The 22,030-nt window shown below is 36.9% G+C and carries 20 protein-coding genes; 10 read left to right on the forward strand and 10 right to left on the reverse strand.

The window, feature by feature from the left end; translation table 11 throughout:
- Window positions 1–30 precede the first annotated feature (30 nt).
- From ACIQXW_RS16875 to ACIQXW_RS16885, 3 genes are all read right to left on the reverse strand, one after another.
- The gene (locus tag ACIQXW_RS16875; RefSeq protein WP_340822402.1) at window positions 31–2,205 is read right to left on the reverse strand and encodes a 5'-nucleotidase C-terminal domain-containing protein; all 2,175 of its coding nucleotides are present in this window, start codon (window positions 2,203–2,205) and stop codon (window positions 31–33) included.
- 288 nt (window positions 2,206–2,493) lie between these two features.
- Window positions 2,494–3,330, reverse strand: a complete 837-nt coding sequence (locus ACIQXW_RS16880) for an RluA family pseudouridine synthase (protein WP_401020140.1) — start codon at window positions 3,328–3,330, stop codon at window positions 2,494–2,496.
- Window positions 3,331–3,578: 248 nt separating this feature from the next.
- Window positions 3,579–4,004 (reverse strand): disulfide oxidoreductase, encoded by a 426-nt coding sequence (locus ACIQXW_RS16885; RefSeq protein ID WP_340822405.1) that lies wholly within the window; start codon window positions 4,002–4,004, stop codon window positions 3,579–3,581.
- Window positions 4,005–4,239: 235 nt separating this feature from the next.
- Here ACIQXW_RS16885 and ACIQXW_RS16890 point away from each other — a divergent pair, with 235 nt between their 5' ends.
- Together ACIQXW_RS16890 and ACIQXW_RS16895 are read left to right on the forward strand one after the other, a co-directional pair.
- On the forward strand, window positions 4,240–5,355 hold the full coding sequence (locus ACIQXW_RS16890; RefSeq protein WP_402764045.1) for a GAF domain-containing sensor histidine kinase: 1,116 nt from the start codon (window positions 4,240–4,242) through the stop codon (window positions 5,353–5,355).
- A gap of 13 nt (window positions 5,356–5,368) precedes the next feature.
- A complete protein-coding gene (locus ACIQXW_RS16895) occupies window positions 5,369–6,016 on the forward strand; it encodes a response regulator (protein ID WP_340822407.1) in 648 nt (215 codons plus the stop codon).
- Between the two features lie 349 nt (window positions 6,017–6,365).
- Here the strand turns inward: ACIQXW_RS16895 and ACIQXW_RS16900 are convergent, their stop codons facing one another.
- On the reverse strand, window positions 6,366–7,487 hold the full coding sequence (locus ACIQXW_RS16900) for a response regulator (RefSeq protein WP_340822408.1): 1,122 nt from the start codon (window positions 7,485–7,487) through the stop codon (window positions 6,366–6,368).
- 410 nt (window positions 7,488–7,897) lie between these two features.
- Between ACIQXW_RS16900 and ACIQXW_RS16905 the strand changes: the two genes are divergently transcribed.
- Together ACIQXW_RS16905 and ACIQXW_RS16910 are read left to right on the forward strand one after the other, a co-directional pair.
- Window positions 7,898–8,824, forward strand: coding sequence for a helix-turn-helix transcriptional regulator (locus ACIQXW_RS16905; protein WP_402764048.1), 927 nt, complete (start codon window positions 7,898–7,900; stop codon window positions 8,822–8,824).
- Between the two features lie 84 nt (window positions 8,825–8,908).
- Window positions 8,909–9,649 (forward strand): effector binding domain-containing protein, encoded by a 741-nt coding sequence (locus ACIQXW_RS16910; RefSeq protein ID WP_402764051.1) that lies wholly within the window; start codon window positions 8,909–8,911, stop codon window positions 9,647–9,649.
- 72 nt (window positions 9,650–9,721) lie between these two features.
- Here the strand turns inward: ACIQXW_RS16910 and ACIQXW_RS16915 are convergent, their stop codons facing one another.
- From ACIQXW_RS16915 to ACIQXW_RS16930, 4 genes are all read right to left on the reverse strand, one after another.
- A complete protein-coding gene (locus tag ACIQXW_RS16915) occupies window positions 9,722–10,630 on the reverse strand; it encodes a cation diffusion facilitator family transporter (RefSeq protein ID WP_340822412.1) in 909 nt (302 codons plus the stop codon).
- Window positions 10,631–10,705: 75 nt separating this feature from the next.
- Window positions 10,706–12,049, reverse strand: coding sequence for a hemolysin family protein (locus tag ACIQXW_RS16920; protein WP_255639588.1), 1,344 nt, complete (start codon window positions 12,047–12,049; stop codon window positions 10,706–10,708).
- Between the two features lie 423 nt (window positions 12,050–12,472).
- Window positions 12,473–12,883 (reverse strand): hypothetical protein, encoded by a 411-nt coding sequence (locus tag ACIQXW_RS16925; RefSeq protein ID WP_340822413.1) that lies wholly within the window; start codon window positions 12,881–12,883, stop codon window positions 12,473–12,475.
- 170 nt (window positions 12,884–13,053) lie between these two features.
- Window positions 13,054–13,257, reverse strand: a complete 204-nt coding sequence (locus ACIQXW_RS16930) for a YheE family protein (protein WP_340822414.1) — start codon at window positions 13,255–13,257, stop codon at window positions 13,054–13,056.
- A gap of 220 nt (window positions 13,258–13,477) precedes the next feature.
- Between ACIQXW_RS16930 and ACIQXW_RS16935 the strand changes: the two genes are divergently transcribed.
- The 3 genes from ACIQXW_RS16935 (at window position 13,478) to ACIQXW_RS16945 (ending at window position 15,782) form a co-directional block, all read left to right on the forward strand.
- Complete coding sequence (locus ACIQXW_RS16935) at window positions 13,478–14,620, forward strand: DUF445 domain-containing protein (protein WP_340822415.1); 1,143 nt, start codon at window positions 13,478–13,480, stop codon at window positions 14,618–14,620.
- Window positions 14,621–14,638: 18 nt separating this feature from the next.
- On the forward strand, window positions 14,639–14,983 hold the full coding sequence (locus tag ACIQXW_RS16940; RefSeq protein WP_340822416.1) for a YlbF family regulator: 345 nt from the start codon (window positions 14,639–14,641) through the stop codon (window positions 14,981–14,983).
- A 136-nt stretch (window positions 14,984–15,119) separates the two neighbouring features.
- Complete coding sequence (locus tag ACIQXW_RS16945) at window positions 15,120–15,782, forward strand: ribonuclease H family protein (protein ID WP_402764057.1); 663 nt, start codon at window positions 15,120–15,122, stop codon at window positions 15,780–15,782.
- Window positions 15,783–15,850: 68 nt separating this feature from the next.
- Here the strand turns inward: ACIQXW_RS16945 and ACIQXW_RS16950 are convergent, their stop codons facing one another.
- On the reverse strand, window positions 15,851–16,231 hold the full coding sequence (locus ACIQXW_RS16950) for a hypothetical protein (protein WP_402764060.1): 381 nt from the start codon (window positions 16,229–16,231) through the stop codon (window positions 15,851–15,853).
- A gap of 189 nt (window positions 16,232–16,420) precedes the next feature.
- Here ACIQXW_RS16950 and ACIQXW_RS16955 point away from each other — a divergent pair, with 189 nt between their 5' ends.
- On the forward strand, window positions 16,421–17,926 hold the full coding sequence (locus ACIQXW_RS16955; RefSeq protein ID WP_340822419.1) for a coproporphyrinogen III oxidase: 1,506 nt from the start codon (window positions 16,421–16,423) through the stop codon (window positions 17,924–17,926).
- 246 nt (window positions 17,927–18,172) lie between these two features.
- Here the strand turns inward: ACIQXW_RS16955 and ACIQXW_RS16960 are convergent, their stop codons facing one another.
- Window positions 18,173–19,246 carry a CdaR family transcriptional regulator gene (locus tag ACIQXW_RS16960; RefSeq protein WP_401020121.1) on the reverse strand — a complete coding sequence of 358 codons (1,074 nt, stop codon included), beginning with the start codon at window positions 19,244–19,246 and terminating at the stop codon, window positions 18,173–18,175.
- A gap of 206 nt (window positions 19,247–19,452) precedes the next feature.
- Between ACIQXW_RS16960 and ACIQXW_RS16965 the strand changes: the two genes are divergently transcribed.
- Window positions 19,453–20,592 (forward strand): glycerate kinase, encoded by a 1,140-nt coding sequence (locus tag ACIQXW_RS16965; protein ID WP_402764064.1) that lies wholly within the window; start codon window positions 19,453–19,455, stop codon window positions 20,590–20,592.
- A complete protein-coding gene (locus tag ACIQXW_RS16970; protein WP_401020117.1) occupies window positions 20,593–21,939 on the forward strand; it encodes a GntP family permease in 1,347 nt (448 codons plus the stop codon).
- Window positions 21,940–22,030 lie beyond the last annotated feature (91 nt).

Consider the following 22,030-nt stretch of genomic DNA (forward strand, 5'->3'; position numbering starts at 1 on the left):
AAACTTGTTGAAGCGGGATTTTGTGTAGTATTATTTAGATTCTTTTACATAAGGAATGTAGTTTGAAAGCATTTTTGCCATATGTGCACGTGTAGCATTGTTATTAGGCATGAATTTGCCATTTGAACCGCTAGCAATTTTTAAATCTTGCATAAGTGCGATAGCGTTTTGTGTTTCTTCATTGTATTTAGAAATATCGCTGAAATCAGCAGTTAATCCAGTTTTTGCATCATGCTGTAAGTTATAAGCACGTGCAAACATTAAAGCAAGCTGAGAACGAGTTACTTTTGCTGTAGGATTGAATTTGCCATTTTGACCTTGTACAATTCCTGCTTCTGCAAGTGCAGTAATCTCTTTTTGTGTCGCTGCTTCTAAACTAGTAATATCTGAGAATGTTGCTTCACCTTTAGCTTCAAGTTTTAATACACGAGCAATAAATGATGCAGCTTGTGCACGAGTTAAGTTAGCATTTGGTGAATATGTTGTTGCAGATGTACCTTGAGTTAAATCACGGTAGTAAAGATCACGCACGTAACCTTCAGTTTCAGAGCCTTTTGCAATATCAGTAAATGGAATTGTAGCGATAATGCGACCTTCCACTTTAGCGTCTACTTTTTTAAGTGTGTTTAAATGATCGATGAACATTTCAAAGTCAACTGTACCAGGTTCACTTACACGACCATCTGCGTAAGCTTTTGCTAGTGTTTCATAGCCGTCGCCACCTTTAGCAGTGAATGTGTTTGTTGCACCTTTATAGTAAGCTGCTTTATCAAGCTCTTTACCATTTAATTTAATAGATTTAACGCGTTTACCAGCTGGTGCTTTACCATCAAATTCTACTTGTAGACCAGAGAAATGTAAGAAGCCACCTGATTCTTTCGGGAATTCTTTAACACTATGTTCAGCAATTTCATATAGTTCAGCACCAGTTAATTTTACGATACCAAGTGCATTACCGAAAGGCATTACTGTCATTACTTCACCAACAGTGATATCTCCTGCGTCAATGCTAGCGCGGATACCGCCACCGTTTTGGAAAGCAAATTGTACTTCTGGATCGATTTTTTTAGCACCAGCAAGCATACCGTCTGTAATAACGTTACCTAGATTCGTTTCACCAGCACGAACACCCCAAAGTCCACGTTTACCATCAAGAACTGACACAGCTGTATTGCCTGTTGATTGTTGTTTAACTGCTTCGATTTTTGCACTATATGGTGCTAATAATTTAGCTGCTTCAGCGTCTGCTGCTACAGGATTTTCTTTATCATTTAAAGCATGTAATTGGCCGAAGTATTCAACAACAGCACCGTTATCGTCGAAAGTTAGATCAAGCTCACCTAAGTTTTCGCTGTATTGACCAGTTTGTACGATAATTGTTGGGTTTTTGAATGATGTTTCTGCTTTCACAGCTTTATCTAATTTCGTATGTGTATGGCCACCAACGATTACATCGATACCTTCTACTGCTGCTGCAAGTAATTGGTCATTATCGAAGTCTTTAGAGTCATCAAAGCCAATGTGTGTAAGTGCAATAATTTTATTTACGCCTTGTTTTTCAAAATCTGCTACTGCTTTTTTCGCAGAGTCGATGTAGTTAGCAAATTGTACGTTTGCAACACTTGAAATTGAAGGTGTTTCTTCAGTTGTTAAGCCGAAAATACCAACTTTTTCTCCATCTATATCTTTAATAATACCGTTATAGATTTTGCCGTTTTGGAAATCTTCTGCTACTGTTTTGAATTGTAAGCCATCAAATAATGAATCCTTTGAGAAATCTAGGTTCCCGCCTAGTAATGGGAATTCTGCACCTTTAACAAAATTTGCAAGAGCAGCATGTCCTTCTGGGCTTGACCCTAAATCGAACTCATGGTTACCAAATGTCATAGCATCATAGCCCATTAAGTTCATTAACTTCATATCAACCTCTCCAGTGAATTGATTGAAGTATAGAGTACCAGAGAATACGTCCCCTGCATCTAATAGTAATGAGTTTGCATTAGCAGCACGTAGTTCTTTAATTTTTGTAGCTCGTTGTGGTGCTGCCTCTACGTGTGCATGTGTGTCATTAGAGTGCAAAATTGTTAAATTAAAGCCCTCTTTAGTAGTTGTTGGTGCTGATTCTGCCGCATGTGCAGCAAATCCAGGTGTAGCTAGTAAACTTGCAACTAGAGTTGTTGCCGCAATACTTTTAACCCATCTCATAATAATGATTTCCTCCCTCATTTATATGTCAGATGACTGACAATTTACTCTATTCTAACATGAAAGAAATCTATCGTCATTACCAATATTGGAAAATCAATATTAAAATTATTGTAAAAAATAGATGAAGAAAATACGAATTCGTAAATTTATACTTTAAATAGTTGAAAAGCCAAAAAACGGATTCTATTAAAACGGCTCATAATCAATAAATATATCAAAAAGTGATATTTTCCATAAAAAAAAGTACAAACCATGACTTTGGTCTGTACTAATGCTTTGTGCCTATTATTTATCTTTTACTATAATTAATTTATTTAAAAATGGGTGTTCGAATTCTAATTGAATGGCATGTAGTTCATAATCATCGCTAGCTGTTTCGCGCGCGCCATACATCGTATCTCCGATAATAGGATGCCCGATATGTGCCATGTGTACACGAATTTGGTGTGTACGGCCTGTTTCTAAAACAAGGTGGACAACACAAGAATGTTTATAGCGTGCAACAACTTCATAGTGTGTTACAGCATGTTGACCTGTGTTTGATACGACGCGTCGTGTTGGGTGATGGCGGTCTTTGCCAATAGATTCAGCGATAGTCCCCGATGTAGTACGGAGATTTCCTTGCACCTCTGCAGCGTACGTACGAATAATTGTTTTTTCTTCAATCATACGATCAAAAATTGATTTAGCCAGTGGATGCTTTGCAACTAAAAGTAAACCTTCTGTCCCTTTATCAAGGCGATGAACATGCTCTGCATAGTCTCGACCTTGCTCTTTCATATGTGCCATTACATGATTCATACAAGTGTGAGTATCGCGGTCATCATTAGGATGAGTAGACATGCCCTTTGGTTTAGAAACAATTAAACAGTGATCATCCTCATACACAACATCAATCGCACAAACAGGTGTCGGTTTATAGCTAGATGCAGGGATAGGAAATGAAAATTTAATGATTGTTCCTGCTGGAAGTGGCTCCTTCCACAGTAGTGGCTCTCCATCAAGTGAAGTGACTGCCTTTTCCATACGTAATTCGTGAACTAACTTTTTCCCTAGTCGCCAATGATTACGTAGTAGCTCCTCGACCGTTGTATTATTGTCTTTTATTTCATATTGAAACATCTATTTTCCTCCGTGGAATGAGGGCTATCAAAGCACCCTTGCTCATTTTTTTAGCATCTTTTTTTAAAGATTTAGTACAAAAAAATCCGCTCCCTTTCTGCAGAAGGACGATTCACAAGATACCAGATGTTAAAGCCACTGGATAATCTGGCTGGCTTGAATCGCTATCTCACAGGCATATCGCGAATTTTTTGTCGGACATTATGTTGTAAACCAAAAAACGTACTTATCGTTCTTGTTACATTATTTTATTTTGCAGTTTTTAACGATTTGATTAAATAGAAGCTTGCGCCTGCAATTAAAATAAACGCTGTTAATGCTAAAAACGGGATTGTAATGAAACCAAGCCAGTTTATGTATTGACCGGTGCAAGATACGGCACCACAAGAAGGAGCAGAAGCAGCTAAGAAGCTTAGTTTCTGAATTCCATAATGATAAAGTGATACAGAGCCACCTATAACGGCGAATACTGCCGTTGTTACAACTATACGTGGATTTTTTTGAATAAGGGCAATAGTGGTCATTATTGCTATTGGATACATAAAAATACGTTGAATCCAACACATTTTACAAGGCTCGTAGTGACGAATCTCAGAAAAGTATAGTGAGCCTAGTGTTGCAACGACAGAGACAATCCAAATAAACAATAAGGTATTTTCCTCTTTTTTTGACATATAAAAACTCCCTTTATATTAACGATGTACTTGTTACGATTATATGTGTTTTGAATTTAGAAGTAAAATGTTTCAATTATTGAGTTTCTCTATTGCTCCCTAGTCAGTACGTTCAAACAATTACTTATAAAAAACAATGGAAATTCAGTCTAAAGTATGAACGGCTCAGGCAGACACCTTTGACTTGGAAATGTTATCATTAAACTAAGTAATGCCAATAAAAAGAGGTGTTTTTGTGAGAGAGAACGAGCACTCCAATATTAGTATCTTAAAAGAAATTGCTGAGTTACTGAATGAAGAAACAGAAATAATCACTACCTTAAAAGGCGCGCTTGTGAAGTTTTTAAATGGTACAAATTTTGAAACGGGCTGGATATTTTTTATTGATGAAAAAGGACGATCAGAGCTTGTTGTCCATGAAAATTTACCAGAGGCACTCGAACATAAAAATTGCCACTATTTAAAAAAGGGAGGCTGCTGGTGTGTATCCCGTTATCGCAATGAAGAATTAAAAAAAGCTTCTAATATTATTGAATGTCAAAGGATCGAAAGTGCAATTGCTGCAAATGTTGGCGATCACGAAGGAATTACACATCATGCAACGGTCCCTCTGCAATCAGGTCAGGAACGATTTGGTGTTTTGAATGTAGCATCGAAGAATACGGTGCGTTTTTCAGAGGAAGAGCTAGCATTACTGGAATCGGTTGCCTTTCAAATGGGCTCTGCCATTAAGCGTATATTATTGACAAAGCAGGAGCAGGAAATGGCACTAGTGAAGGAGCGCAATCGTCTGGCGCGGGACTTACATGATTCTGTAAATCAGCTTCTTTTCTCCGTAACATTAACGGCGAGGGCTGGCATTGAGATGAGTAACGACACTGAGGTAAAGGAAACATTTAAGGAGATACAGCATTTAACGCAAGATGCTTTAACAGAAATGCGTGCACTCATTTGGCAACTACGACCAAAAGGTTTAGAGAATGGACTGTTAGAAGCGATAAAAGTGTATGCTGAAATGCTTGGATTAAAGCTTCATGTAACTGTATCTGGTGTTTTACAATTTCCATCTCGTATAGAAGAAACACTGTTTCGTGTAGCACAGGAGGCGCTTAATAATGTGCGTCGCCATGCTGGTGTACTTGAAGCGGCACTTTATATTACGGTAACAGCTACTGATATATTATTAGTCATTCGTGATGAGGGACGAGGCTTCGTAATTGATCAGAATACAAAGCTCCTATCGATAGGCTTACAATCGATAAAAGACCGAGCTAAATCGGTGGGGGGTACAGCTGACTGGGTAAGCGAAATTGGCAAGGGAACGGAGCTGCTAATCCGCCTGCCATATTGAGGGGGGAGTAAAAATGATTCGTGTACTAATTGCAGATGATCATCATGTAGTCCGACGAGGATTATTATTTTTTTTAAAGACACAGAAAGATATTGAGGTTGTGGGGGAAGCGAAAAATGGTGTGGAAGCAGTCGCGCTAGCTGAAAGCATACAGCCAGATATTATATTAATGGATTTAGTCATGCCTGAAATGGATGGTATTCAAGCAACGAAGCGCATAAAGTCTAAGTTTCCGCACATCGAAATTTTAATGTTAACGAGCTTCTCTGATCGAGATCATGTTGTGCCAGCGATGGAAGCTGGAGCAGCGGGATATCAGCTAAAGGATATTGAACCAGATGAGCTAGTATCATCGATTCGCCGCATTATGCAGGGTGAACATACATTACACCCAGAAGCGACGTCAACACTTGAGATGGATCGTCAAGAATCAGAAAATGCACTACATGTGTTAAATCCGCTAACTCCACGTGAGCAAGACGTACTTGCAGAGCTTACAAAGGGAAAAAGTAACCGAGAAATTGCATCATCATTATTTGTTACTGAAAAAACAGTAAAAACACATATTTCCAATATATTTACGAAGCTACAAGTACAAGATCGGACACAAGCTGCACTCTATGCAGTAAAGCATGGATTGACAGAAGGCAGCGGCCAGTAGGCAATAAATAAACATGGTCTGGACAAAAGAGAAAAAGTGTTAGATTGACTGCAATCAATCTAACACTTTTTTTACTATGTTGTTGATGTCCACTACGGCGGATGCTTTCCGCGGGCACACCGTAAGCCGCAACCCTCGCTAACGCGCGGTCTGTTGCGTCTTACGCTGCGTGCTGTTCCCGCAGGAGTCACCGCCTCCGCTACCATCAACTATTACTATATGCAAAAAATTATCTATTGCTAAAGGAAAGAATAGCTAAAGTTATTCTCCATAGTAAATAGCTAAAAACACGAATGTTTGCTACTATTTCAAATTAAAAAAGTATGTCCTGCTTCTCTTTCCATATAAATTATTGATTATGACTAAATAATTTATTAGACATTTCTAGTAAAGTAGAACTTGGAGTGAGTGCTAAGTCTTCTTTTAGTTTTTGCTCATAAGTTAAAAAAATAATGTATGCCTGTGTATGCAACCCTGCCTCGATTAACAGTTGTAAATATTGTTCAAGCTTATGTTCATTATAAGGATCAAACTCTAATAAACGATTGAGATAGTCAATAGCTTTTTCCGTTTCGGTTCCAATGCTTGTTTGAAACCCTTTCTCTAATAACTCTATGTATGATTTAGTAAGCTTATCTCTATCTGAGGTAGCCCATTCATAATCATCAAATATGAGTAAGCCGTCCTTATAAATAGCAAGACATTGATTGATTAATGAAATCGGAGGAAAATCAGACTTCTTAAAGTCACTAAAACAATCTTGGAATTCGTACAAATCACACAAAATATTAGGTTTTTCAAAAATATAATATTTGTTAGAAAATATTATACAGTTGGCGTAGCCCATATTGTTTAATGTTTTTCTTAAATAAGATAGTGCTGTATGAAGATTAGATTTAGCACGAACATAATCTAAATTAGGCCAAAGAATTTCGATTAAAACATCCCGATGAATAGGCATGTTAGGGTGCAATATAAAATAAGCAAATAATTCTTTTGTTTTCTCAGTTTTGAAGGAAACGAGACTATTGTTGCTATAGGTAGCAAATTGATTAAAGCATTGGACGTTTAAAATCGTATTAGACGTTTGTTGTACCAACTGTTGCATAGAAAATTCATGTTCAATACGTGATACTGTTTTTTCTAAGCGTGCTTGGCTAATCGGTTTAAGTAAATAATCAAGTCCTCCAATTTCATATGCTTGGATTGCAAATTCTGAATACGAAGTTATAAATATAACAATTACATGTGGGCGATTGCTTTTTATAATATCAGCTACTTCAAGTCCATTCAGTTCATCAAGCTTTATTTCTAAAAATATTACTTCAAATTCCAGTGATGGAAGGCTATTTAAGAATAGTTTTACACTAGTGAAGGTTTGGGTAACCTCTATTTGTTGAAAGTTTTGTAGCTTATTTTGAAAATAGTGTAAAGCTAGAGGTTCATTGTCTATTAAAACGGCTCGAATCACATCAAAATCTCCTTTATACAATTAAATTGAAAACCATTAAACTCTAGTACATTGTTTTTGAAAAGGTCTCCCCATTATATAGAGGATAAAAGTTTTTTATGTAGTGTTAAGAGAATTGAAATAATTGTATAAGCGTTTATTATTAAACTATTTTGAAAAAAGAAAGTATCGATAGTTAAGCTAGAAAATTGACTGAAGGGATTTAAAGTTTCTTATTTTCTTATTTTGTAAAACATTCTAATGAATGTATTATGTAATAGCCGTTATTATAGTACATTTGACTTAAAGAAAACTCAAAAGGTACTTAAAAAATACTTAAAAATAATAGGATATAAGTAATTGAAAATTACTTTGTTGTGGAAAAGTAGTGTGTGTTTTAAAAATATGTACAAAGTTGAGGGATTAGACAAATGAAATTAGATCGTTTACTAACGATGACAATGATTTTAATTAATCGTAAAAAAGTAAAGGCTCAAGAATTGGCAGAGTTATTTGACGTATCAGTTCGTACAATTTATCGCGATGTTGAAACCCTTAGCTGTGCAGGGGTACCAGTTGTGAGTCAGCAAGGGGTAAACGGAGGGATTAGTTTAATTGATGGTTATAGAATGGATAAGCAAATTTTAACGAAGGAGGAACTAACCTCACTGTCAATTGCTCTTAAAAGTGCCTTAACATCATATGAGGATGCTCACGCCACAGCTGTTTTAGAAAAACTAACAGGGATAGCAGATGAAAAAGTGAAAAAATCGATTGATCATTTATTTGTTGACCTAAGCCCTTGGGGACAGAATGTTATATTAAAAGAACAAATAACCCTATTAAAAAGGGCAATCGAAGACGAGCATTGTGTAAGCTTCTTGTATTCAACCGCGCATGGGACGCTTACAAAGCGCTTGATAGAGCCGCATACTTTAGTACAGAAGGGGAAAGTATGGTATATATATGGTTATTGCACATTAAGAGATGGTTTTCGGTTATTTAAAATCTCTAGAATGAAGGAAATTAAAGAAGAGTTAATATGTTTTGAACGGAAGAGCGTTCATTTAGCAGAACTGCCTTGGGATAAAGCTTGGCAGCAACCGAAAAACTTAGTGGAAATTACACTGTCGTTTGATGAAACTATTCGAACATTAGTGGAAGAAACATTTGGAGCAGAACATATAGATAATGAAAAATCGATCGTACAAGTTTCATTGCCCGAAGATGAATGGCTATATGGATTTTTACTGAGCTTTGGGAATCGAATAAAGATTATTAATCCTCCTTATTTAGTTGATATTATGAAAAGACGGGCACAAGAAATTGTAGCATTGTATGCAGAAAACAAAGGGTGATTTATTACGCTCAATTGATGACATACAGTTGTCAAGTTTGCTTTGTTATAGTGAAAACAAATGAACGAAGGGTGGATATAAATTATGCAAACTTATTGCCAAAGCTGTGGAATGCCATTAGAGGATGCAAAACTATTAGGAACTGAAAAAGATGGGCAGGTGTGTCAGGACTATTGCACATATTGCTACGAATTAGGAGAGTTCAAACAGCCAAATATAACTGTCAATGAAATGATTAACATATGTGTACCTCATTTAAAGGAAGAGGGCATGGCAGAAGAAGAGGCACGTCAAATGTTAGCTTCGTTTTTACCTAGCTTAAAAAGATGGAGAACAGGCGAAGTCAATCCTCCTGTTGTGAAAGAAAAACAAAGCTTTCAAATAGTAGGAATAGAAGCGCGCACAAATAATGCGAATGAAATTACTCCAACAGCGAAAATACCCCGATTATGGACAAGTTACTTTCAGGAAAATGTAACTGGTCAATTGATAAATCAAGTGAACGAGGGCGTTATGTATGGACTATATTCGGATTATGAAACAGATGTTAATGGAGATTACTCGATTACCCTTGGAGTGGAAGTATCAACTGACAAAGAAGTGCCAAATGGGATGTCCATTAAAACAATTCCTGCCTCGAATTATTTAGTCTTTACTTCAGAAAAAGGGTCAATGCCAGAGATTGTCATTAAAGCTTGGCAAGATATATGGGCTTGGTTTGCAAACTCAGATGTAGAACGAACGTATACTGGTGACTTTGAAATATATGATGAACGATGCCAACCTAATGAGTCTCAGGTCGATATTTATATTGCAGTTAAATAAGTATGATAATAGTTAAATGCGAATTGTTTTGCTTGCGAAGCGGCATAAAGCAAAAAAGCCAGTCTCTTACCATCAAGTGGTAGGAGACTGGCTTTTGTTTGTAGGAGGCAAATCTTCGATGTGTGGTTCAATATGCACGAGCACATGACAGAAGCGATTTTCCCGCATAATTGTACGTTCAATTTCTTCTGTAATACGGTGGCTTTCAAAGACATTTAAATAAGGATTCACAGTCACTGTTACATCTATAAAGTACATATTTCCATGTGCGCGTCCTTTGAAATCTAAAAGCTCAATAACCCCGTTTACATTGCGAATTAGTACTGACAAAGTCTCGACTTCATCAATATCAAAGGCATCTGTAAGACTTTGAACAGCTTCCCAAAATATTTCTACAGCAGTTTTTAGTATAAGAAAAGCTACAACAAGAGCTGTCAATGTATCAATAATCGGGAAGCCGAAAATTGCACCGAATATCCCGATAGCTGTACCAATGCTGACAAGTGCATCTGAACGATTGTCATAAGCGGCAGCTTTTACAGCAGCACTTCGTATTTTTTTTGATAGAGCTAAATTATAGCGATAAACAATATACATTACTACGGCACTCCCAATTGCAACAAATGCTGTTAACATGGATGGGGTTGTGCCAGTTGGCTCCCACAGTCCTTGTAAAGAAGCAATCAAAACTTGTAAGCCGACAACAAGCATAATGAAAGATGCAACAAGTGACGCAACAGTCTCAGCGCGTAGATGGCCATATTGGTGATTTGAATCTGGCGGTCTTTGGGCAATACGTAAGCCGATTAAAACGGCAATAGATGCAATGATATCAGTTGTATTATTTAATCCATCTGCTTTTAAAGCTTCAGATGTTCCAATATAGCCAATTGTTAACTTTACTGAGCTCAGTATTAAGTAGGTAGCTATAGATAACCAAGCGCCTTTTTCCCCTTGACGTAAATTTGTATAGAGCTCCATTTTGTTTCCTCCTCGCAAAACTTTCGGGCATTATAAAACGACCCCCTTATATGAAAGGGAGCCGTCTTAGCTGTGTTATTTATAGTCTTTCGATTCTTCGATGTCATTTACTAAATCAAGTTCAGGTAACTTCAGAACTTCTAAGTATAATATGTGGTGACCGTCTAGTTCTTTAGCTGTAAATTCAAAACCTTGCTCTTCAATACTATCACCTTCGACAGCATCGAAACGCTTCGTCATGAACCAACCACCAATCGTATCGATATCATCATCTTCTATGTCAGTACCTAGCATATCATTGACGTTTTCTAGTAGCATTTTTGCATCTAAAATAAAATGATTTTCTGCAACTTCTTGTACTTCTGGGATTTCATCTTCATCGAACTCATCTTGAATGTCCCCGACAATTTCCTCGATAATATCTTCAATGGTTACAAGACCCGATGTTCCACCATACTCATCCATTAAAATAGCCATATGAATACGTTCACGTTGAATCTTGAGTAATAATTCATTAATTTGCGTTGTTTCCATAACGCGAATAATCGGTTGCATATAGTCAATCACTAATTTATCACCATTTGCTGGGTCTTTAATGTAAGCAGTTAATAAATGCTTCATATTGACTAAACCAATAATATGGTCTTTATCACCGTCGATAATTGGATAACGAGTATATTGCTCAACACCCATTAAATCAAAAACTTCTTTAATAGTAAGCTCTTTCTCAATTCCGACGATTTCAGTACGTGGCACCATGATTTCTTTTGCAAGGCGATCTGAGAACTCGAAGATACTGTTAACATATTCATATTCTGCGTTATTAATTTCTCCACCTTTTAAACTATCCGACAAAATCATACGCAATTCTTCTTCAGTATGCGCAACTTCTGATTCTGACATCATTTTAAGACCAAATAGACCTGTTAAACCACGAGCAGAGCCATTTAATAATTTTATGATTGGATACGTAATGTTATGGAATAAAATTAACGGACCAGACAAGTTTAATGTAACAAATTCTGCTTTTTGGATGGCTAAAGTTTTTGGCGCCAATTCCCCGATAACTACATGCATAAACGTTACAATTGAGAATGCAAGTATAAATGAAAGGATAGATGTTATGCTACCGTTCAGATTTAGAAACTCGAACACTGGATGTAAAATGATTTCAAACGTTGGTTCACCTAGCCACCCTAGTCCAAGTGCTGTAATTGTAATACCTAACTGACAAGCGGATAAGTACTCGTCTAAATCCGATACAACACGTTTTGCATTTTTCGCTTTTTTATGGCCTTCTGCGACTAATTGATCAATGCGGGTAGTTCTTACTTTTACGATTGCAAATTCAGTTGCAACGAAAAATCCTGTCATTATGATTAGTAGGGCGAATGCCGCCAACCTTATGGTTATTTCCAATATGTCTCCGTCCAAATAATTCCTTTGTCCCCGCCCGAATGAGGGAAGTAAACAAAGTGTACACCTCCTATGATTTAAAAAATTGTTGGATGTTTTAATCATAAGTTATTTATAACTAAAACACAAATATTGACAACGACTTTTTTATACTATTTTTAGAAGGCTTTGCTTTTAAAAAAATGGACATTATCTAGATGACAAATGATTGAAAATCAATATGCATTATGCTAACTTTATATGGAGCAAGGATAGTTTATTTAGAGAAAGAAGCATTTGCATCTCATATAAAACGACACGTCAAAAATCTCAAGAGTGCTTTACTTGTGGATTTTTTTAAATGAATTATTTTTAATATGCAACAAAAAGAGGTTGTCTCAATTATAGGAGACAACCTCTTTTTTGCGTCAATATGTATCGGAAAAATTATTGTTGAAAGCGTAACTTAAGACAAGCCTTTTCCACATCATGCACAGATTCCTTTGAAGGGATTGCGTCTGTAAAAGTTGAGATGGTGATAGGTGCTTTTTCTGTCAACCCTTGTTGTGTAAGGATATAATGATTGCCATTATAAATTAAGTACATTTGTTTACTGGCACGTTTCCCGATTCCAGTTGGGGATTCAAAAATAGCTTTTAATTGGTTGCAATACTCACTGTAAAAATTACTACTAAAGCCAGATAGTGCTTCAAATTTTTTACTATCGATAGTACTTGCCTCATCGACTAACCCAAAAATTTTTGCCGAAAATTCAGAAAAAAGTTCTTTTACTTTTGCACGAATTAATGCTTTTGAATTATAGTTGTTTAAGTCATCAGAAAGTGCGACTTTACTCATTGAAATAGCCTCCTGCATAAAAAACATTTAGAAATAAATTCATTTATTAAATGTATAAGAAAAATACAGGAATATCAATATAAACAAGCAATTTTCGTATAATAGCAGTGATTTTTCTAGTAAATATTAGGTATTTTTAAGTGGGTGAAAGCAAAAAAGTATCGATATTTTTAGTCATAAATATGGAAAAGCATAAGTTCGTGAATCATTTTTTTAACATCTTCTTCATCTGGAGGAATAGGTCCAATCCATTGGATGACGCCATCTTTTAAATATTCTGCAGCGTAGCGTTCACGCTGATAAAAAAATGAAATGGCCCATCCAGGAAGCTGTGTATTTTCAAATAAAGGTTTAAAGCTAAAATGCTGAATCATATACTAACCCCATTTCTATTTATATGTATTTAATATTATTCAAGCATAGCGGTAATTTTGCAACTAAACAAATTGTCATTGATTAAAGATAGGTACAATTATGCTTTGTCGTAATTAAATGGAGGGTATTCTTTCGTTGGATTTCATTGCTCTGCTATAATGAGTCCAATAGGCGACAAAATACGCCAAATGTGAATACGATTGAAATGAGAGGATGCTAATGGACAATTTTATAGTGACATTATTATTTATGGCAATCATCGGTGCTGCAATCGGGGGTATAACAAATCATCTAGCAATTAAAATGCTTTTTCGACCTCATGAAGCGATTTATATTAAAAATTGGCGTGTGCCATTTACACCGGGTCTTATTCCAAAAAGACGTGATGAATTAGCGAAACAGCTTGGCCTAACAGTTGTAAATTATCTACTGACACCTGAGACCTTTAGGAAGAAGTTTTTTTCAAAGGACATTCAAGATAAAGTAGAGCAATTTGTACAAACAAAGGTAGAAGAAACATTCTTTACGGATGCTAAAACGATTCAAGATTGGTTATCTTTAGCTGGTTTCTCCAATATGCCTGCTACTATCGAACAAAAGGTAGAGCTAATTGTAGCCGGACAATTTGAATCAGTAAAGAATACATTATCCACGAGATCAATTCGTACACTGTTATCGGAGGACATTCAAAATACGATTGATGCTAAAATTCCAGTAGCAGTCGGACATATTTTAGAGAAAGGTGAAGATTATTTTTTATCGCCAGCTGGTGAAATGACGATAAAGGCGATGATTGATGACTTTTTATCGTCAAAAGGATCACTTGGCGGTATGATTAATATGTTTTTAGGTGATTCCTCGTCACTTATGGGCAAAGTACAACGCGAGCTTGTGAAGTTTATACAGGCTCCTGGAACAACAGCACTACTAACGAACATTTTCACACAGGAGTGGGAAAAATTAAAGGATCGTCCAGCAATGGATTATTTAGGGGATATTGACTTTGAACCGATATTAGCAAATTTACAAAGCTATGTAAAAGATCAATTAGCAGTTACAGAACGCTTACAGCATCCTATTTCATATTACTGGCCTAACGGTAGTACTTGGATGAGGGAAACAGTAGTGCCACAAATGATTGAAAAAGCATTTGATAGAGCAGAAGACAAATTAGAAGATGTGTTAAAACGCTTAAATTTACAAGAAATAGTACGTGAACAAGTTGATTCGTTCCCAGTATCAAAACTTGAAGAGCTTGTCCTTGGTATTTCGAAGCGTGAATTTAAAATGATTACTGTTCTTGGTGCAGTTCTTGGTGGACTAATTGGTATTGTGCAAGGTTTAATCGTCTACTTTATTTAGAAAGGGGAAAAAGAAATAATGGTTAATATTTATAATGAAATTAATGCTTTGGAGGCAACTTTCCGCAAAACGGCGGAATTTAAAACATTAGAAGAGGCAGTAGCAGTAGTCAAAGCGGATGAGGATGCAATAAAGCTATTCCAAAACTTCCGTAAGATTCAAATAGATTTACAGCAAAAACAAATGGCTGGGGAAGATTTACAGGAAGATGAGCTACTCTATGCTCAAAAAACAGCGCAGCTCGCGCAACAAAATGAGAAAATTGTAGCTATGCTTGAAGCAGAGATGAAGCTAAGTGGCGTTATCGAAGAAGTAAACCGTATTTTAGTAAAACCTATTCAATCGTTGTACGAGGGCATGTAAGCAAGCATCTTTATCAGCATATACCGTTTAATATTTTGTGAGGAATAAATAAACGAATATTTGCACATATAACAAAGTAAGAAGGAAAACGTGTCTCGGCTATTCGAGACACGTTTTCACTTATGGAGGGAATGTCATGCATGTTGTAATTGAATGGACTTATAAAACACCAAAGGGTGCAGGGACAATTTTAAGATCAGAAGAAATGCCAGCAGCTCAAGCATTATTGTTGGCGGAAGATATGGAACGTACAGGACGTGTCAAATCGCTACAATTTATTGATCGACAAGATACGAACTGGTCTATAAAGGAGTTAAAGGCATATCTAAAAGAAGTTGACACAGAACCCCACAATATTACTGTTTATTTTGATGGAGGGTTTGATCGTGCAACTACTCAATCAGGACTCGGGTGTGCCATTTATTATGAGCAAAATGGTAAACCATATAGGCTAAGAAAAAATGCCTTTTCCGCGGAGCTCAAATCGAACAATGAGGCAGAATATGCAGCCCTTTATTTAGGTTTAGTGGAGCTTGAATTATTAAATGCTCATCATTTGCCGATAAGCATTATTGGGGATTCACAAGTAGTGATTAATCAGCTAAATGGGGAATGGCCTGCACTGGAGAAGGATTTAGCAGGATGGGCGGACAAAATTGACGCGAAATTAAGTGAGCTAAACCTTCGACCAGACTACAAATTTATTTCGAGGAAAGAGAATGCAGAAGCAGATAGACTGGCAACACAAGCATTAAACGGAATTGATATTACAGGGCTTATTGAAATAATAAAGGAATAACATTGAAAGGGGAGGCGTCGAATACTACAGACGCCTCCCTTCTTGTTAGAAAATAACTTACACTTGTCCTATGCCAAAAGCTGTTTATTAGCAAGAAATCTAGGATATATTTTGGCAAACTGTTGTAAGCTTTGCTTGAAATAAAATGTATTCATAAAGTTTCGTGCTAATCGTAATTCATCAGAGTATAAAAGGATATGGTGGAAATGCTGTTGAATAAAGTTTCTTGCATGTTTATAATGCTCGTTAATAGAGATAGCACCATACATTTCTTGGTGATTAATAATGTAAATAAAATCGCAAAGCACCTTTTGCCCGCGGTATTTTAAAAATATAGTGACATACAATGTCTTTTCGTCACAACGTTGTAAATCAAAATGATGGAAGGCAACTTCTAATTTCTGAATAAAGCTAGAAACAGCAGAAAAGTTTTCTTTTATTACAACCACTATCAACACCACCTTTACTAAAAATTATAAGTATAATTAAATAATTTGTCTATAATTAGTCTAAATATTCTGTTAACGGAATCTTACAATTAGTAGCTTTGCTTAAACTTATAAAAATTTGTTAAACTATTGAGGCAATCATTAATTTAGTAATGTACATTGGAATATTGAAAGAAGAGAGCGAAAACAATGAAAATTATTCAAATAGATCAAAAATATCCTGAGGATTGGATTCGCGTATTAAATCATATTGCGAATTTATTTTTTGAGGATTCGAAGTTAAGTACGACTGCGCAGGAAGCGGATATGTCCGTTGCTTTCAGCTACCGAGTTGAAGAAAATTTTTCTATCTATACTAGAGCGGTGCTAGAGGTAGAAGGTAAACGTTATACGAATGATTACCATATTGAATATGAGATAGAGGCGGTTGGTCGTGAGCAAAATATTCGCATGAAACGTGCATTATCGCACGTGTTTTTAGATGTGTTAGAGCAGCATACGGGGATGCATCAGCAATGGGGTATTTTAACAGGTGTGCGCCCGACAAAGCTCTATCATAAATTCCGCCAGGCAGGTATGGATGATGTAGAAATTGCTGAAGTGCTCGTACGTGACTTCCGATTGTCAGAGGAAAAGGTAGCGCTGTTGAAGGAGATTGTAGCTCGTCAGCTAGTTACTATACCTGACTTAGATAGTATTGGAAAAGAGATTAGTGTTTATATTGGCATTCCATTCTGTCCAACTAAATGTGCATATTGTACTTTCCCTGCTTATGCGATTGGTAGTAACCGTAAACAAGGTCGTGTAGAGACATTTTTAGATGGACTGCACATTGAATTACGTGAGATGGGTAAGTGGCTGACTGAAAATAATATGAAAATCACTTCAATTTATTGGGGCGGTGGTACACCTACTTCGATCGAGGCACATGAAATGGATGCATTGTATCAAACAATGTATGACGCCTTCCCGAACCCAGAAACGATTCGTGAGGTAACGGTGGAAGCAGGTCGTCCAGATACGATTACACCAGAGAAATTAGCTGTACTAAAAAAATGGGGCATTGATCGTATTAGTGTCAATCCGCAATCTTATACAGATGAAACATTAAAGGCAATTGGACGCCATCATACGGTGCAAGAAACGATTGATAAGTTTTGGCTAGCACGCGAATCAGGTATGAATAATATTAATATGGATTTAATTATTGGATTGCCAAATGAAGGGACGGAAGAGTTCCAACATTCATTAGAGGAATCTGCAAAAATGCAACCAGAGTCATTAACAGTCCACACACTATCCTTTAAACGTGCATCCGAAATGACGCGCAATAAAGATAAATACAAGGTGGCAGATCGTGATACGGTCGCACAAATGATGCAGATGGCGCAAGTATGGACGAAGGAAAATGATTATGTTCCTTACTATCTATACCGTCAAAAAAATATTTTAGGTAATTTAGAAAATGTAGGCTACAGTAAAGCGGGCGAAGAAAGCATTTATAATATTGTGATCATGGAGGAAGTGCAGACGATTTTAGGTATTGGTTGTGGAGCATCTTCAAAATTTGTTCATCCTGAGACAGGGAAGATTACACAATTCCATAATCCAAAAGATCCTGCAGCTTACATCATGACGTTTGAAGACGCAATTGGCAAAAAAATTGAGCTATTAAATGAATTATATAATGTTTAAAGGGCAAAAGAGTAAAGTGTTAGATTGACTGCAATCAATCTGACACTTTTTTTTGTGACGTTGATGTCCGCTACGGCGGATGCTTTCCGCGGGCACACCGTAAGCCGCAACCCTCGCTAACGCGCGGTTTGTTGCGTCTTACGCTGCGTGCGTTCCCGCAGGAGTCACCGCCTCCGCTACCATCAACTCGGATAATTGTTTGAGTGCCTGTCACCCTAAACCTTCGTCAACATTACCTTAAATGATTTACCGTAAAGTGCAGGCCATTTTTAAGATGACGGCATCCTCAAAATATTGTGGATCGTAGCCTGTAAGCTCCCGAATTTTATTTAATCGGTAGGTAAGTGTGTGACGGTGAATATTCAGTTGTTGTGCACAAAGTTTTAGTTGTAAATTACAATCAAAAAAGGTTTGTAATGTTTCGAGTTGTTTAGCATTCATATTTTTTAGAACGCGATTTTGGAATGCTTGTACTTCCTCGGAATCTCTCTTTTTAAAAAGAGAAAATAACTCGACATCTTCAAAAAACGTAATTTCTTTATTAATTAAGGCAAATTCAAGTGCTGTTTTAGCGCCGTTATAACAATGTGGAAGTTGCGCTAAATTGGGTACAGTCGGTCCCACCCCAATTTGTAATGAAGGTAGCTTGTGCTTTTTTTTACGTAATGCTTTCATCATTTGCAGCTTTTGCTGTTCATCGTAGTTTGTTAGTAAAATATAATATTCATGTAGTTGGCTATGACCTGAAAGAACAGATTGCTTATAAAATAAATCCTCAAAAAACAGAGGGAGGCTATTTTCCGCAGATGACGGTGCATCCATGCTCAGTAATATTATTTGAAAGGGTGCTTCTAAAGTGAACGGAAGTTTTTGAATGCGTTCTTGTAAGGCAGCGTCTATCTTACTACCATGTACCAACGCTTCGAATATGTAATCGTTATTTTTACGTTGCCACTCACTTTTTGATTCCACAATAGCTTGATGTGTCATGATTTCAGTTGTTAGTTGTACGAGATTGGCAATTTCTAAAATTTCCTCAGAATCGCCTGTAATGCCGATTACTCCAAGGACCTCATCCTGATACATAATCGGCATATTGATGCCAGGTTTTGTATTTGGATAAGCATCAATATTTTCCCCATTAATGATGAGTGTCTCTTTCGTTTTTGCCACGTAAAGTGCGCCTTCGTGAATATTTTCAACTCTCATTTTATCGCCAGATGCTAAAATAACTCCGGTTGGACTAATGACATTAATGTTGCGACGTAATCGTAACATTGTTTGATGCACTATTTCTTCTGCTAATTTTTTTGTTAACATGCTTATACACCTCGCATAAATAAACCTCTGTTATATGACAGTTAATTTGTACATTCATTATAATGTTTTCTGAATTTATTGTCATTATAATAATTTGTAAGCGCTTAACTTTGAGTAGAAGAAATTTCTTGTATGCGATAAAACTATATCGTCTGACAGCTGAGCACCAACGTAAATATGAATGGATGTAAAGTGGGGGTAAAAACATGAAAGTCATAATTTGTCCTGATTCTTATAAAGGTACTTTGTCTGCATTTGAAGTAGCGAATGCAATGCAGGAAGGAATCTTGGATGCTGATCAATCGATTGAAACAGTTATTTTACCAGTGGCAGACGGTGGAGAAGGTACGTTAGAGTCACTCATTGCTTCAACAGGGGGGAAGTATATTTCAGAAAATGTACTTGATCCGCTAGGCAGAACAATCGAAGCAAAGTTTGGTGTGCTTGGGGATGATGAAACATGTGTTATCGAGATGGCACAGGCATCTGGTATTACGCTGTTGCAGGACAGTGAAAAAAACCCTGAGCTTGCATCGACATATGGGACTGGGCAGTTAATAAAGGCTGCACTTAATAAAGGGTTTCGTAAATTTATTATTGGAATAGGTGGCAGTGCAACAAACGATGCTGGTATTGGTCTATTAAGGGCACTAGGCTTGCAATTTAGAAAAGATGATGGGACTCCTATTGCGAATGGCGTGTCAGCATTGCTAGATTTAGCATCCATTGATAATAGTCAACTTGATGCACGATTGTCTGAAGCAACATTTACAATTGCATGTGACGTCGATAATCCATTGATTGGAGAGCGCGGAGCTACAGCCATTTTTGGCCCGCAAAAAGGTGTGAAAGAGCATGAAATTACTTTTTTTGATAATTGCTTAAAGCAATTTGCAGATATTGTGGAAAAGCAATTTCATATTCGATTACATGATTATAAAGGGGCAGGTGCTGCTGGAGGTGTAGGTGGCGCATTAATTGCTTTTTTAAATGGCACTTTTCATGCAGGCATAGATATTGTTATAGATGCTGTACAGTTAAAAAAACATTTGAAAGACGCACAAATTGTTCTTACTGGTGAAGGTAAATCGGATCGTCAAACATTACATGGAAAGGCGCCATTGGGGGTAGCAATGGCTGCAAAAACAACAAACATACAGGCAATGTTATTGTCTGGAGCCATTGATGAAGAGGATAAGTCTGTTTTGCTCAATTACTTTTCTGTTGTGGAATCACTAGTAGATGAATCGACTACTGTCCAGCAAGCAATGCAAGAGCCTTATCGTTTGATTCGTCTAAAAACGAAAAAAATAATTGAGAATTATGTATATATGGGGGATGAGTAAATGTTGTTCGTTATTATTTTAATAGGGGTATTATTTGTTGTAGTCGGAACAGCAAAGCTAAAGCTTCATCCGTTTCTAGCATTATTAATTAGTGCATTTTTTGTAGGCATTGCTTCTGGTATGCCATTATTAACTGTTGTTGAAAGTATAAATACTGGATTTGGAGGCTTGATGACAAGCATTGGTTTAGTCATTATAGCTGGAACAATCATCGGGTTAATTTTAGAGAAATCAGGGGCTGCCTATCGAATGGCAGAAGTTGTATTGCGAATCGTTGGTCCAAAGCGTCCACAATTAGCTATGTCTTTAATCGGCTATATCGTATCTATTCCAGTTTTCTGTGATTCAGGATTTATTATTTTATCGAGTTTACAAAAATCATTAGCAAAGCGCGCAAATGTTACGATTGCCTCGATGGCTGTTGCGTTGGCAACAGGGCTCTTTGCTACACACGTTTTAGTACCGCCAACGCCAGGGCCAATAGCAGCGGCTGGGAATATAGGGGCGGCAGATTATTTAGGAACTGTGATTGTTATTGGATTGTTAGTAGCGATTCCAGCGACATTTGTAGGTTATTTATGGTCAGTTAAAGTAGCGACAAAAATTCGTGTGCCTGAAGATGACTTAGAGGCATTGGATTATGAAGAAATTATTAAATCATTTGGTAAAATGCCTTCGACGTTTAAGTCATTTTTACCGATTGTGCTTCCAATTGTGTTAATCGGTATAGGATCGATTGCAGCATTAGTTGGGGATAGTGAAGCTACATTTAATATGATTTGTCGTTTTTTAGGGTCACCAACAGTTGCCTTATTTTTAGGTGTTGCAGCAGCGATGTTATTATTACCTGAAGTCAGTGAAAAAACGTTAACTGGTTGGATTGGTGACAGCTTAAAAGAGGCTGCTCCGATTTTATTAATTACTGGTGCGGGCGGCTCTTTTGGAACGGTTATTAAAAATGCTGGCGTTGGTGAGATGTTGCAGGAGATGGATTTAGGTATGTTTGCAACTGGAGGTCTTTTCCTAGTTGTTCCATTTATCGTAGCAGCTGCCTTAAAAACAGCACAAGGTTCGTCAACTACAGCATTAGTTATTACGTCTTCACTAGTAGCTCCGATGCTTATTACGCTTGGCATTGAAGGCGCTGTTCCTCTAGCATTAGTTGTGATGGCAATTGGTGCAGGTGCAATGACGGTTAGTCACGTGAATGATAGCTTTTTCTGGGTTATTACGCAATACAGTGGGATGGAAGTTACGCAAGCCTATAAAGCACAAACTGTTGCGACATTATTGCAGGGGCTTGTTACAATTGTGATTACGATGATTTTGTGGTGGATATTAGTTTAACTTGCTTGAGCAGAAGTTTTCGAATTTTTATTAACTGCAATTAGATAGAGTAGAAACAGAGAGCAGCCTTCGGGTTCGCTCTCTTTTTTTG

Origin of the sequence: Lysinibacillus sp. NPDC097162, assembly GCF_044762185.1 — a bacterium.
Taxonomy (GTDB): domain Bacteria; phylum Bacillota; class Bacilli; order Bacillales_A; family Planococcaceae; genus Lysinibacillus.